Origin of the sequence: Schaalia sp. JY-X159 (assembly GCF_014525425.1) — a bacterium.
In the GTDB taxonomy this organism is placed as follows: domain Bacteria; phylum Actinomycetota; class Actinomycetes; order Actinomycetales; family Actinomycetaceae; genus Scrofimicrobium.
The window spans coordinates 161536-174504 of sequence record NZ_JACEXI010000001.1; the positions used below are offsets into that span (position 1 = coordinate 161536).

Genomic DNA, 12969 nt, shown 5'->3' on the forward strand with positions numbered 1-12969 from the left:
CGACGGGAGATAGACACGACGCTCTCGCCGTTCGCTCGGGCAGTTCTAATAGCGTCTACTTGGCTGTCCGTCAGGGGTGTTCTAGCTCGTCTCTTAGGGTTCGCCACGACGCCCGGCTCAGCCTCGGCGTCACCGTACGGTTCGTCCTCGATACCGAGTTTCGCCTGCTGCCACGCGGAACCGAGCCGCTCGAACCTCTGCCAGGTGTTCGGTTTGAGTCCGCCCGCGTCCACTTATGTGATGTCCCGGGTCATCGTTCCGATGATGGCCCGGGATTTTTTGTTGTGTGGGATGCTCCTGGTCTGGGTCGCCGATATCAACGCTTTCTCGAGTCTGGGTCGCCGATATCACCATAGGTCGCCGGTGTTTGGGCGAATTATCGGCGATGTATGCAGACATCGACAACCTTGACGGGATGCAATCGGGATGGACGTCCTTGGGAGAGTGCGGAGTTGGTTACGCCATAGCGAGCCAACCAGGCTCAGATAACACTGTTGTATGTGGTCAGATTGAGCCCAACCGGCTCGCTACGCCGTCGCTGGAACTCTCAGTGAGTCAACAAGGCGATCAATCCGCAAGTTGGTGCCGTCCAGACGATCATTAAGCGAGCGGAGTTCGGCCTTCATCTCTCCGCGGAGTCCTGTGATTTCTTGGCGAAGATTCTCGTCGACGGCCTTGATTTCACTTCGGAGGTTTTCGTCGGCGGTTTTGATTTCGTTGCGGAGGTCTTTGTCGAGGGTTTTGATCTCTCCGCGGAGTCCTGTGATTTCTTGACGGAGGTTCTCGTCAACGGCATTGATTTCACTTCGGAGGTTTTCGTCGGCAGTTGTGATTTCGTTGCGGAGGTCTTTGTCGAGGGTTTTGATCTCTCCGCGGAGTCCTCCGATTTCTTGACGGAGGTTCTCGTCAACGGCCTTGATTTCTTTGCGTAGGGTCGAAGAGAAGGCTGCCATCGCCGAGAATATCGCAATGACCAGTCCCAGCCCGGTAAGTACCGTCGCGAGAGTTTCCACCGACACTTCTATCATCCCCCAAGTATCGCCCAAGCAGACCCTTGCTGCCACCGTCAACTCAGCTTGCCTGAGAGGAGACGTGGCGCTCCGGGCGGGATGGTCTCCCTGTGGAAAACAACATGAACTGAGATCAGGGGATAAGTGGCGTCCTCATCAATCGCGTCCGAGCGTCCGCGGTGCGGGACGTTCACTGTATGCGGCTCGGTGAGTCTTCCGGAGGGGCACCAGTCGGGTTGGGAGAACCGAGAGCACCAGTGTCACCTATATTCCCGCGAAGCCATGGGGCGTTCTCTGAGGTTCCAACGCCAGCCTTTCGAGCAGCCCCGCCAGCACCTCTGGCCACTCCTGCGCGAGGATGCTGAAGTAGCCGACGTCGGCAATATTTCCGTCCGCTGCCTGGCGAAGGTGATGCAACGTGCCTTCGAAGGTGGCTCCGAATTATGGAGCATTGCATCCGCACGCTTCGTGAGACCTCAATTTCTAATACCTGGCCGTAACCTAGATACACGTGCGTACGGACGCCACCTCCGGTTCAGGAGGAACTGCTGTGTGGCGACCATCTATCGCCCGTGGTTGATGAAAAGCGGGGGACACTTTTCGTGTGTATTCAGAGCCTAGGCCGTTCCCAGACTGCGGCTGGCTGTCTATGTGGCGCTGCGGAGCTTTCCACTCACTATCAGCCGAGCCGGGCCAGTTCGTCCCGGAAGAGCTTCGATTCGGCGGCAACGGACACCAGGTTCTTGTCCAATGCCCCGTCCAGGGAGCCCTGCGCATCAGGAAGAAGCGCCTCGAATGTGTCGGCGAGGTCCTCTTGTTCGAGGCCGACCTCGGCGGCAAGTTCGAGTGTCTTCCGGTTTGCGCCGTCCCTGCTGAGGCTGTCGATGAGGACGCGGGCGATTTCATCGCGGGCGATGACACCATCGGCAGGACCGCCGGATTGATTGGTGTCACCCTGGCGCATGACGATCTTGCGTTGCCCGGGCTCGTTGCAATCGAACCAACCGGGCCGCACGATGGTGTAGTCGTTACCGCTGGCTCGCACTAGTTTCTCTCCGAGGCGCTTCCACGCGGCGTAAGGAACTCCGGGCCTTGTCACACCCACCGCGGTCATCAGTGCGATCCGGAGTGGGTCATCGCCAAGAGCAGCCAGAATGTTCGCGACCCCGGCAAAGTCAACGTCGCGGACGTCAGACTCTTGGATGGAAGAGCCGTGGGTGAAGACAACAGCATCGACGTCGTGGACAGCCGGATCTAGTGTTTCGGGGCGGGTCAGGTCGCCCACTGCCAGTTCCACCCCAGCGGGTAGTGAAGCGGCGCGGGCTTGGCTGCGCACCAGAGCGCGCACGTTGTAGCCCTGGCGCAACGCTTCGGTGACGGCGTAGCGGCCGATACTTCCTGTGGCGCCAACGATTAGGACTGTTGAGTTTTCGGGGATCATTCTGCTTCCTTAGGGGTAGGGGCAAGGCCCGCGCACCTTGTTTGATACGACTTGATGCGTTCCCGGTCCTTCTCATATGTCCATGAGAACCCGGGTATGAGGCCTAGTGGGAGTGGGAGTTGTCCCGGGTACTGCCAGTCCCTCCCTTGCTCCTGGCAGCGGGAATAGCATGAGTCCATGAGTGTTCGCGATGACGTGAAAGAGTTCCTTTCTTCCCGGCGCGCCCGGATCACGCCCGAGCAAGCCGGCCTGCCCGCTTACGGAGGCAATCGCCGAGTCCCGGGGTTGCGCCGCGAAGAAGTGGCAATACTGGCCGGAGTATCCGTCGACTACTACGTTCGCATGGAGCGTGGCAACCTCTCCGGGGTCTCAGACTCGGTTCTTGGCGCCATTGCGACCGCGCTTCAACTGGACGAGGCCGGGCGCAACCCGCACGATAGGGCTCTTACCGATCTGATTGGCGAACTGACGACCCGCAGCCCGGAATTCACTAAGCGTTGGGCCGCGCACGACGTACGCTTCCACCGCACAGGCCACAAGCGCATTCATCACCCCGTTGTGGGCGACCTCGACCTCAACTTTGAGGCGATGAACCTATCTTCGGACCCAAATCTCACCATGCTTATCTACACTGCCGAGCCCGGCAGCGCCACCGCTGACGCCCTGAAGCTTCTCGCCAGTTGGGAAGCCACCCAAGATCTAAGGTTAACTGCGCCGTGAAAGCAGCATTCATGTATGGCGCGGGCGATGTCCGCGTGGAAGACGCACCCGAACCAACCATCCAGGCGCCCACCGACGCGATCGTGCGTATCGTGCGTTCCTGCATCTGTGGATCAGATCTACATGGCTACCACAACATGTCGGCCTCGGATCAGGGCCGCCCGATGGGGCATGAGATGATTGCCGTCGTCGAGGAGACGGGTGCGGACGTTGGCACGGTGGCACCGGGTGACTTTGTCGTCGTTCCGTTCGTGTCCAGCGACAACACGTGCGTGTTTTGCCGTGAAGGGCTGCACTCTTCCTGCGTACACGTCGGGTACTACGGGCAGATCGGCGCCAGCGGATTGCAGGCTGAACTGGCCCGGATCCCCCACGCCGACGGCTCCCTGGTCGTTGTTCCCGGCATCAACCCCGATACCGCCGACGAAGCGATGCTCGCATCCCTGTTGTCACTTTCCGACGTGTATTTGACCGGATACCACGCCGCCCACGTCGGCCAGGTCGTCCCTGGCAAAACTGTCACCGTGATCGGGGACGGTGCCGTGGGCCTATCTGCGGTGCTCGCCTCCCGCTCGCTTGGTGCTGAGCGGATCATCCTGATGGGTCGCCACACCGACCGCACCGACCTCGGGCTCGAATTTGGGGCAACTGACGTTGTTGCCGAACGTGGGGCCGAGGGCGTCGCGCGGGTGATGGAGCTGACCGGTGGAGAGGGCTCGCACATCGTCCTCGAAGCTGTGGGACTTCTTCCCGCGTACGAGCAGGCTTACGGAATCGTTCGCCCGGGTGGAATCATTTCCCGCGTGGGAGCGCCCCAGTACGAGGACGCCCCTGTCGGGTTTGGTTCCCTTTTCGGCAAGAATGCTCGCCTCGCCGGCGGTGTCGCACCCGTGCGCGCTTACCTCGAGGACGCCATCGGCCAGGTCCTAGAGGGGAGCATCAACCCGGGCAGGGTCTTCGACCGCATCGTCACGCTCGACGAGGCCCCCGAAGGCTACGCCGCGATGAACGACCGCACCGCACTCAAGGTCATGCTCCGAGCCTGAAGAGGTGTGGCGCCAAGCCGTCTGCCGAAGCCTGCTCCTTGTTACCGCGGAGCTCCGGTCATTGGATCGGTCCGGTTACCGCAGTGGTTGCTGGAGCCTTTCTCCACTGATTTCCGGGCAGCGCCGCTCCGATCATGATCATGCATAGGCCAACCACTGCCCAGATGCTCAAGATCAGCCACTGGCTACCGGTGGCAGCGCCCGGGAAGAAGCTAATAGAGCGCAGCAGGGTCGCAATGGCTCCATTTGGCATCAGTGCGCCAACTGTAGCCATGGGTTCGATGAGGAATTCCCGGGGCGCGAAGAGTCCGGCCCACGGGTTGCCGATGAGCATCACTAGGACTGCGCCCAGAGCAAGGCCAGCCCGTCCAAGCAACGTCCCCAGGCCTGCGATGAATGCGCCGACGGCGAGGATACCCATTGCGAGCGCAGATGCTACGAGCCAATAGTTGCCCGCGAGAACATTGAACCAAGAGCCGAACACTGCCGCTCCAATGAGTCCGCCTGCGACGGCAACGGTGGCTAGCGTCGCGATCCGACGAAGCGGGGTGCGCACCAGAAGGACGGAGAGAACACCGGCTCCCATGCCTCCGATTAGCGTCGGCATCATGGTGAGGTTTGCCGCCATCCCGTCCGCGCCAGCAGGCACGACGTCAGTGACTGAGACTTTGGGGGCCTCGCCGCCGGGCCCGGGCTGTGAGCCAATTGCCGCTCCCATCTGACTGAGCATCTGCGCGACCTGCGCGCTGCCAGCACTCGTCGTCAGGATCTCAATCTCTTCTCCGACGACGATCGCGCCCAGGACTTTGCGGGTCTCAATTTCCTCGAGGGCAGCCTCCTTGTCTGCGACAGGAGTGATCTCAAACAAGTCCTTGTTCTGCGAGGTGAGCTGCTGTTCGATCGCGGAGACTGCCCGCTCCGGACCTGCCACAGCCACCGCGATATTTCGAGGGCTCGCCGTAACGATCGGCCACAGCAACGCCGCGGCGAACAGGCCAACCATCAGGGCGACGCCGATCCCGGCGCCGATGACGGTGCGCCACGGTGTAGAACCAGACGAGGGTTTGGCGACTTGTACTTTGGTGGTGCTCATGATTGCTCCATCTATCGAGGGCCAACGGCCGTGTAAACTCGGTGCTAAACTACCCTCAACACCTGTTGAATTCAACATGTAGGGAATTAGGAGTAGCCGAGATGACTGGACGTGAGAAGAAGCACACGGGACGCAGACCTGGTGAATCCCAGACACGAACAGAGTTACTGGAGATCGCAGCTCGACAGTTTGCCGAGCGCGGCTATCAGGGCACGTCGCTGAGGGCCATCACATCTGAAGCGGGCGTTGACCCGACGCTGGTGAGGCATTTCTTCGGCGATAAACAAGGCCTGTTCCGTGAGGCCATACTGCAACACGTTGGCCTCCGCGATGCCATCCTGACTTCCGTTGGCGAAGCTGACACGGATGTCGCTTCCCATCTGGTCGGCGCTTATCTAGATATTTGGGAGACGGAGCCGTCCTCGTCCACCATGCGAGCCCTGTTTCGCACGGCCCTTGAGTCCGATGAGAGCCGCGACTATCTGCAAGAAGTGATCCTCGAAGAGCTACCCCGCGGCGCCCAGATGTTGCCCGGATCAGGTGATCCGGATGGGATGGCGCTGGTGGCCGCGCATCTGCTGGGCATATGCGTGGTGCGCTATGTGTTGAAACTGGAGCCACTGGCCGGCATGGATCGTGACGATCTTGTTGCGTCCCTTGCGCCCTTGGTCGAGCAAGAACTGGCCTCCGGTCGACCTGCGCGAGAACCCCGGAGTGAGCATCCTAAGGGCGACCTAATGAAACCTTCCAAAAGCGCACAGGCGTGACAGGTTTGCACCAACAGAAAGACGAGGTACAACAATGATGCGATGGCTGGTAACCAACTGCTAAAGGGGGCGCGAGGTGCCTTACGCGCTGATGAAGGCCGGTTTCTGGATAAACGTTCCGTTCATATTCTTGGGTTTTCCATTTGTCGCTAGCCTCGAAGCATGCATCGAGTAACTCTCCGAGGAATGACCGCCGCTGCCTCTTTGGCTGGTCTACTGCTCCTGACCGCATGCACTAGCGGCAGAGTCGACGTACTCCACGTATGTCGAGGACGTCACCGCCGAAGGAATCGAAGCATCTCGGGATAACCGTGGAGGTCGACAGTGAAGCTGAGGGGAACCTCTCCTACCGTGAACGCGAGGGATACCGCCATAACGGCGCTGCGTCTGACGAATACACCTACAATGGGTTGCGGTTCTTCTGGAACCCACGGACTCGGTAGCTTCCGCTCTGCCATCTGCCATCTTTGAACCGACCCGGCACCCAAACCCGGCTGTGCGCGTTGTGATCGCGATTCGAGGGAGGATGGAACGTGGGGGTATCGATCATGTCGGCCATGGTTATGCGTGACGAGAGTTCTATTCCGAACTCCTCTTCACGCTCAGGCATGCGTTTCACTCGATCGGTGAGTAGTTCCTCCGGCAACTCACTGATGGCCTGATCGAAGACGGTGGGAAGCTTACTCTGCATGTCCATGAGCTGGTCATGAAACTCTCGCCGGTCCAGGCCCAGGGTGTCCGCGGTTCGGGTCAGGTTTCGTCCTGAGATCCGACGGTAGGGGCGCACCTTCCCATGGCGGACGGCGGCTGAGCTCTTGAAACGTACCCGGTCCGCACTCCACAGATCATGTGCCGAGATGAGGTCGTAGGCAGGAGCCAGACGCACAAGGTTTCCGCTGAGTACGAGGCCGTGGTTCTTGGCGTGTGCGTCAACCCCAGCGGTTAGCAGATTGAACATGACCAGTTGTGCGAGGGTCGCCCGGTCTCGATCCCGCCACTGCGGGGAGATGTGTGAATCAACGACGGCGACCATGTCGGCCATGGTCGGGCCACCGTCTTCTTCATACTTTCGGGACGGGCGGAAGGTCAGGGCTTGGCAGAAGTCTTCCTGGTGCAGGCGCGAGACCCCGGGTGGCCATGCCAGGCTTAATGATGTGGGTGCTTGCAGTCCTCACGTTGGGTTCGAACCACTGGCTGTCTATTTTTGCTAGGGCGAACTTGCCCTGATTCCCGCCTAGAGAGAAACGGCTTTGGTCATGGTCACTGTCATCCACCCAGTGGTCGGGGTCGTCAATGATCTCTTGGATGGCCCACGCATCAGCGACCCAGCATGAGCGCCGTCGATCCACAGGTCAAGAACATCCGGGTGTCCGCTCATGACAACCCCTCAAACATGGCATCCAGGTGGGATGCAGTCTGCTTGGGTTCTAGGTGTATCTCGTATCCAAGCGTCGAGGCCACGTTTAATGTGGCTTCCAGGGACGGTACAAGTCTGCCGGACTCGAGCTCCTGAACCCACCGGCGGCTCATTCCTGTTCGTGAACCTAGTTCTTGTTGCGTCATCCCACTGAGGACCCGCTGCGAGCGGACAAACTGCGCGAACGTCCTCGCTGATTGAATAAACACTCGGCCCTCCTTAGTGCGCACAGTATCGTGTGCGCACAACGATACGCACATTATCCTGGGCATACAAGGGTATGTCCAGGATAATGTGCAATTTGTGGCAGGCTAGGCTGGGAGTAGATGCCGCGTCCACCATGTACAAAGGGGTAAGTGCGTGATTCATCCAATGTCGCCTGTGCAGTATTGCGAGCGTTGCGGCACTGCTAGCGAGCCGGGCGAAGGCACCTGTGCGAACTGTGGATACCCGCTGGATGGCCCCTCCTGAGCCGATGCGTCTATAAGCCGCGAGGCAGCCACGACGCAGGTATCATCGGATAGCGTGCCTTTCTGGCCGTAGAGCGAGGGAGGACCAACGTGGCTTACCCCTGGTTGTCTGCAGGTGACGCTGCCACGTACCTTGCAGCGGATAAAAGCCCTGGTTACGGCAGTGTTGCGAAGTTGCAACTGTCTGCTGATCGCATTCCGCTTGTGACTCCTCTACGCCCGACGCCACGCGGAACACTCGAAGGGGAGGGGCAGTGAAGTCCCAGTCCCAAGGGAGCCCGCGATATGCGCTGTCCTTTACGAGTGGCGCGCTCCTATCTCGGGAGGCGGCGATTGCCGCGCCGCTGTTCTTGGAGTTACGCGATTGGGGAGCCGTTCGCGAGCAGCTTCGTTCGGAGAACTTGCTTCAGGCTCGAACCTCGTCGTCAGCCCTCAGGTTGTCGCGTGAGGTGACGCAACGGCTGGCAGTGCTAACCGACCGTGAACTCGAGATTCTGAGCGACTCCAGTCCGGGGGAGCGTGGTCACCTTCTGTGGTTGGCAGCCTGCCGCCACTACTCGTTCATTGGAGACTTCGGGGAGGACGTAGTGCGTGAGCGATTCCTCTTGCTCACCCCCGTGTTGACCCATGGTGACTTCGACAGTTTCGTCAATGAGAAGACACTATGGCATCCCGAGCTCGCCGAACTGAAGGACTCAACAATGCAGAAGCTCCGGTCGACAGTCTTCCGAATGCTGACTGAGGCAGGTCTTCTAGTCAACGGCGAGATCATGCATGCAACCCTGTCCGGCCGTGTTGCGGATGCGCTGGACTCTCGTACGCCTAGCGACATTCGGTTCTTCCCAACCCGCTCCCACAAGGAGGACATAACATGACTCCGAGCGATCTGACCAGCCAAGAAGAGCATCTCTTTGCGGTACTTAGTGGTGAGCGCTTCCTCAAGATGGAGGGCTTGTCGAACGAGGTCCCATTCTTCATCTACCCTTATGAGCCCGAGCACGCCCTCGATGTGGCTAAGGCCAAGAAGCGCATCAAGAACCGATTGGCAGCCAAGGGGATAGAGGTCCGCGAGATCAACCTTTATGATTTGTCCGTCGAGCTACTAGAGCAGCGCGGTGACTGGGATGAGGTCCTAGAAGTCGAACCAGACATCGAGAAGGCTGAGTTTGCTGAGATGCTGCAGTCCATGCTCAACCCGGAGCAGCATTTGGCTCCGGCGATACGCGAGCGGCTTGCAGACCGCAGCTTTGACATCGTATTCCTCACCGGAATCGGCGAAGTCTTCCCCTACATAAGGTCCCACAACGTGCTCAATAATCTGCAGAGCGTCGTGGTGGGACGACCGATGCTCATGTTCTTCCCCGGCCGCTACGAGCAGTCCGACACTCTAGGCTCATCGCTGGTGCTCTTCGGCAAGTTAAAGGATGACCAGTACTACCGCGCCAAGAACATTTTGGAACAGGAACCGTAACCCCATGCAGCTCACAGATATTTTCGCCAAGGACGTCCAACGCCCCATTGAGGGTGTCATCAAGGCTGATGACACCCGGCATCTAGGCACCGAGGTTGACGAGTACGTACTCACCAATGAAGCAGCCAAGGGCCTGGAGCTGCTTCTAGAGGCTTACACGAATTACTCGAACGCGAACGGCGTGTGGATCTCTGGCTTCTTTGGTTCTGGTAAGTCTCACTTGTTGAAGATGCTCGCCCACCTTCTTGGGGACGTCGACGGCGACGACTTCCCGAGGGAGCGTGTATCGGAGAGCTTTCGAGCGAAGGCCACCGATGCATTTCTCCCGCCGCTATTGGATAAGGCTGATCGCATTCCAGCGAAGAGTCTGTTGTTCAACATTGATCAGAAGGCAAATCTGATAAGTAAGGATCAGACTGACGCCTTGCTGCGCGTATTCGTGAAGGTCTTTGACGAGTCCCGCGGCTACTACGGCGACCAGGGCCACGTTGCTCGGTTTGAGCGACAGCTCGACGAAGAAGGTCAGCTCGATGCGTTCAAGGACGCTTTTCTTGAGGTTTCTGGCCGGAACTGGGTCGACCGCCGTGTCAGCTTTGCGCTGCCCACAGTCCGACACCAGGTGAACAACGCCTACGCGCGCGTGACTGGGATCGACCCAGCTAGCGCCCCGGACATCTTGAAGACCTATCAGGACACATACTCGGTGTCGATCGAAGATTTTGCCGACGAGGTATGCGCGTGGTTGGACAAGCAGCCTGCGGGCTACCGGCTGAACTTCTTCGTTGATGAGGTAGGCCAGTTCATTGGTTCTAACACCCAGCTCATGTTGAACTTGCAGACGATCGCGGAGTCACTGAACACCAAGTGCGGAGGACGTGCTTGGGTCTTCGTAACCTCACAAGAGGACATGGACAAGGTCGTGGGTGACCGTACCAAGCAGCAGGGCAATGATTTCTCCAAGATCCAGGCCCGGTTCGCCACGCGCGTCAAACTAACCTCGGCAGACGTAGAAGAAGTTATTCGTAAGCGCTTGTTGGAGAAGAACGACAGGGGCGCTCAGGTGCTCGAAGCGGTTTACGCGCAGGAGTCCGCGAACTTCAAGACCCTGTTCGACTTCACCGATGGAGCCAAGACCTACCGGAACTTTACGGACGAGGCGCACTTCGTCGGCTCCTACCCGTTCGTGAGTTATCAGTTCCCCCTGTTCCAGGCTGCGATAGAGGGGATCTCGGACCACAACGTGTTCGAAGGGCGCAACAGTTCCGTCGGTGAACGCTCCATGCTTGGCGTCGTGCAGCAGGTCGCAAAGGACATCGGCGATGTCGAGATCGGAACGCTGGCCACCTTCGATCAGCTCTTTGCTGGCATTCGCGCGTCATTGAAGTCCGCGGCGCAGCGTTCGATCGACCGCGCTGAACGGGACCTTCCGGATGCTGACTCACCCGTGTCAAAGCTTGCGGTGCAGCTCTTGAAAGCCCTCTTCCTGGTGAAGTATGTGGAGAGTTTTCAAGCGACCCCGCGCAACCTGACTGTTTTGGTTTACAACCAGTTCGGGCTCGATCTGCCAGCGCTTTCCAAGCGGGTTCAGAAAGCACTGACGCTGCTGGAGACGCAAACTTACGTGCAGCGTAACGGCAACGTCTACGAGTACCTGACCAATGAAGAGCAGGTTATTGAGGAGGAAATCAAGAACGTCAAGATCGATTCTTCCGAGGTTTCCACGCGGCTCAACAAGATTCTGTCCGGGGACGTCGTCAAGACTTCCAAGCTCCGCTACTCAAGGAACGGGCAGGACTTCCCCTTCGGATACAAACTTGATGACCAAGCATTCGGACAGCAACGCGAACTCACGCTGCATTTCATTACCCCCGAATATCCATACGAGCCCGGCGAGGTGCGGATGCACTCAGCAGGCAAAGACGAACTGCGTGTCATCCTCGCTCCGGACGACCGTGTACTTGCCGACCTGCGCTTGCTGATCAGGACCGAGAAGTACACCAAACGTAAGCAGACCAGCTCTTTATCTCCCATTGAGGAGCAAATTCTGCGCGCCAAGGCGACGCATAACGCTCAGCGAGAGAAGGAACTAGTCGAGCGAATCCGCCGCGCCGTGGGACGAGCCGACCTCGTCATTAACGCCGCAGACGTTACTGTGGCGTCGCAGGATGCGGCCGCGCGGATCACCGACGGTTTCCAAGACCTCATCGCCCGGACCTACACCCAACTGAACCTGCTTGACGGGCGAACCTACTCTGAGCAAGAGGTAGCCAGGTTCGCGAACTTCGACCAGTCCGGGATGGTCGAGGACGTGTCGATCCATGCTTTGGCAGCGCCGGCAGAAGAGATTCTGTCCTATCTGTTGCAACGTGACCGACTCGGTGAGCAGGTTACGGTCAAGAAGATCATCGACCACTTCCAGGCCAAGCCCTACGGCTGGGACCTGGCGTCCATCGAATGCGTCATTGCGTGGCTCATCGGTAGCTCGAAGATCACGCTCACCGTCGACTCAAATATCCTCAAGCGCAGTGAAGTTGCCGCACTGCTCCGCAACACGCAGAAGCACTCCTACGCGATCGTCGCTCCGCAGAAGACATTCGATCAACGGAAGATCGCGGCGCTGCGCTCCTTCTGTACGGACTTCTTTGATGAACCAGGCGTACCGAGGGACCCCCTAGAACTCGCGCGGTACACAAGCGAGCGCCTCCGCGCAAAGTCAGACGAACTCAAGGCGCGAGTTAGCGGCTCGAAGTACCCATTTGTGACTCAGCTCGAAGCACCGATTGCGCTGCTGGAGTCCGTCACGGGCAAACCCGATGAGTGGTACCTGACAGACTTTGGGATCGCCGATGATCTGCTCGACGCGAAGAGCGACATCATTGACCCGGTTCAGGCGTTCCTCGGCGGCGCCCAGCGCAAGATCTATGATGAGGCAACCGAACTGCTTGCCAGCAATGCCAGCAACCTCGGTTACCTTCCCTCCGGCAGTAGCGAGGAAGTGGCGCAGCTCCTTGCAGACCCGCAGGCCTTCCGCGGCAACCGAATGACTAGGCTCAAGGCTGCAAGCATGCAGCTCGTGGAGCTGATTGATGCAACGTTGGCAGAGCGCAGAGGCAACGCTGCCGCGGACATTGACATTCGGTGGGAATCGCTACAGGCAAGTGCCATTTTCTTGGATGCCACCGTTGACGCGCAGCATCGTGCAGAGCAGCAGTTCGAGGCAGCACGTGAGCGAATTGGTAGTGAGCAACAGATCGCTGTAATCCGCGAGATTGCGAATGCTTTTGAGGAACGATCGTACCCGAACATCCTTGACCAGCTTGCTGCCGCCCCCCGAAGCGTTGCGGGCGGGGGCGGTGTCGACCCCCTCCCCACGATTCCCGTAAAGCAGACCATTTCCATCAAGAGCATCAGTCCCACTGGTATCCAAGGCGTGCTTGAGACCCGGGATGACGTTGAACGCTACCTTGACGCGCTCCGCGTGGCACTGGTCCAGAAACTCGATGATGACAAGCGCATCGCGCTGTAGGGGGCAAA

13 protein-coding genes are annotated in these 12969 nt (G+C 59.1%); 6 read left to right on the forward strand and 7 right to left on the reverse strand.

Features of this window, described 5'->3' with window-relative positions; all coding sequences use genetic code 11:
* Positions 1 to 527: 527 nt before the first annotated feature.
* From IDL90_RS00700 to IDL90_RS00710, 3 genes are all read right to left on the reverse strand, one after another.
* Positions 528 to 1028, reverse strand: coding sequence for a hypothetical protein (locus tag IDL90_RS00700; protein ID WP_187993994.1), 501 nt, complete (start codon positions 1026 to 1028; stop codon positions 528 to 530).
* Between the two features lie 246 nt (positions 1029 to 1274).
* Positions 1275 to 1427 carry a hypothetical protein gene (locus IDL90_RS00705; protein ID WP_187993995.1) on the reverse strand — a complete coding sequence of 51 codons (153 nt, stop codon included), beginning with the start codon at positions 1425 to 1427 and terminating at the stop codon, positions 1275 to 1277.
* A 262-nt stretch (positions 1428 to 1689) separates the two neighbouring features.
* On the reverse strand, positions 1690 to 2451 hold the full coding sequence (locus tag IDL90_RS00710) for an SDR family oxidoreductase (RefSeq protein ID WP_187993996.1): 762 nt from the start codon (positions 2449 to 2451) through the stop codon (positions 1690 to 1692).
* A gap of 177 nt (positions 2452 to 2628) precedes the next feature.
* On the opposite strand from IDL90_RS00710, the gene IDL90_RS00715 reads away from it, so the two are divergent.
* On the forward strand, positions 2629 to 3171 hold the full coding sequence (locus IDL90_RS00715) for a helix-turn-helix domain-containing protein (RefSeq protein ID WP_187993997.1): 543 nt from the start codon (positions 2629 to 2631) through the stop codon (positions 3169 to 3171).
* Positions 3168 to 4217, forward strand: a complete 1050-nt coding sequence (locus IDL90_RS00720) for a zinc-binding dehydrogenase (RefSeq protein ID WP_316930255.1) — start codon at positions 3168 to 3170, stop codon at positions 4215 to 4217. The genes IDL90_RS00715 and IDL90_RS00720 overlap by 4 nt, the downstream gene beginning before the upstream one ends.
* A 58-nt stretch (positions 4218 to 4275) precedes the next feature.
* On the opposite strand, the gene IDL90_RS00725 is transcribed toward IDL90_RS00720, so the two are convergent.
* A complete protein-coding gene (locus tag IDL90_RS00725) occupies positions 4276 to 5310 on the reverse strand; it encodes a hypothetical protein (RefSeq protein WP_187993998.1) in 1035 nt (344 codons plus the stop codon).
* Positions 5311 to 5411: 101 nt separating this feature from the next.
* Here IDL90_RS00725 and IDL90_RS00730 point away from each other — a divergent pair, with 101 nt between their 5' ends.
* Positions 5412 to 6077, forward strand: a complete 666-nt coding sequence (locus IDL90_RS00730; RefSeq protein WP_187993999.1) for a TetR/AcrR family transcriptional regulator — start codon at positions 5412 to 5414, stop codon at positions 6075 to 6077.
* Positions 6078 to 6477: 400 nt separating this feature from the next.
* Here IDL90_RS00730 and IDL90_RS00735 read toward each other — a convergent pair whose 3' ends face one another.
* From IDL90_RS00735 to IDL90_RS11770, 3 genes are all read right to left on the reverse strand, one after another.
* Entirely contained in the window at positions 6478 to 7245 is a 768-nt protein-coding gene (locus IDL90_RS00735; RefSeq protein ID WP_187994289.1) for a HipA domain-containing protein, read from the reverse strand.
* 66 nt (positions 7246 to 7311) lie between these two features.
* Entirely contained in the window at positions 7312 to 7455 is a 144-nt protein-coding gene (locus tag IDL90_RS00740) for a hypothetical protein (RefSeq protein WP_187994000.1), read from the reverse strand.
* Positions 7452 to 7766 carry a helix-turn-helix domain-containing protein gene (locus IDL90_RS11770; protein ID WP_398401167.1) on the reverse strand — a complete coding sequence of 105 codons (315 nt, stop codon included), beginning with the start codon at positions 7764 to 7766 and terminating at the stop codon, positions 7452 to 7454. The genes IDL90_RS00740 and IDL90_RS11770 overlap by 4 nt, the downstream gene beginning before the upstream one ends.
* Before the next feature lie 452 nt (positions 7767 to 8218).
* Here IDL90_RS11770 and IDL90_RS00750 point away from each other — a divergent pair, with 452 nt between their 5' ends.
* Genes IDL90_RS00750 through brxC form a run of 3 tightly spaced genes read left to right on the forward strand, consistent with a single transcriptional unit; the run spans position 8219 to position 12961 of the window.
* Positions 8219 to 8839 carry a DUF1819 family protein gene (locus IDL90_RS00750; protein WP_187994002.1) on the forward strand — a complete coding sequence of 207 codons (621 nt, stop codon included), beginning with the start codon at positions 8219 to 8221 and terminating at the stop codon, positions 8837 to 8839.
* Positions 8836 to 9435, forward strand: coding sequence for a DUF1788 domain-containing protein (locus IDL90_RS00755; protein WP_187994003.1), 600 nt, complete (start codon positions 8836 to 8838; stop codon positions 9433 to 9435). The genes IDL90_RS00750 and IDL90_RS00755 overlap by 4 nt, the downstream gene beginning before the upstream one ends.
* A 4-nt stretch (positions 9436 to 9439) precedes the next feature.
* Entirely contained in the window at positions 9440 to 12961 is a 3522-nt protein-coding gene (gene brxC, locus IDL90_RS00760; RefSeq protein ID WP_187994004.1) for a BREX system P-loop protein BrxC, read from the forward strand.
* Positions 12962 to 12969 lie beyond the last annotated feature (8 nt).

What these genes read in the sequence shown, in the direction of transcription:
- IDL90_RS00700 (WP_187993994.1), bottom strand. Translation starts at nt 1,028, where the DNA reads ATGATAGAAGTGTCGGTGGAAACTCTCGCGACGGTACTTACCGGGCTG.
- IDL90_RS00710 (WP_187993996.1), bottom strand. Translation starts at nt 2,451, where the DNA reads ATGATCCCCGAAAACTCAACAGTCCTAATCGTTGGCGCCACAGGAAGT.
- IDL90_RS00715 (WP_187993997.1), top strand. Translation starts at nt 2,629, where the DNA reads ATGAGTGTTCGCGATGACGTGAAAGAGTTCCTTTCTTCCCGGCGCGCC.
- IDL90_RS00725 (WP_187993998.1), bottom strand. Translation starts at nt 5,310, where the DNA reads ATGAGCACCACCAAAGTACAAGTCGCCAAACCCTCGTCTGGTTCTACA.
- IDL90_RS00730 (WP_187993999.1), top strand. Translation starts at nt 5,412, where the DNA reads ATGACTGGACGTGAGAAGAAGCACACGGGACGCAGACCTGGTGAATCC.
- IDL90_RS00740 (WP_187994000.1), bottom strand. Translation starts at nt 7,455, where the DNA reads ATGAGCGGACACCCGGATGTTCTTGACCTGTGGATCGACGGCGCTCAT.
- IDL90_RS11770 (WP_398401167.1), bottom strand. Translation starts at nt 7,766, where the DNA reads ATGCCCAGGATAATGTGCGTATCGTTGTGCGCACACGATACTGTGCGC.
- IDL90_RS00755 (WP_187994003.1), top strand. Translation starts at nt 8,836, where the DNA reads ATGACTCCGAGCGATCTGACCAGCCAAGAAGAGCATCTCTTTGCGGTA.
- brxC (WP_187994004.1), top strand. Translation starts at nt 9,440, where the DNA reads ATGCAGCTCACAGATATTTTCGCCAAGGACGTCCAACGCCCCATTGAG.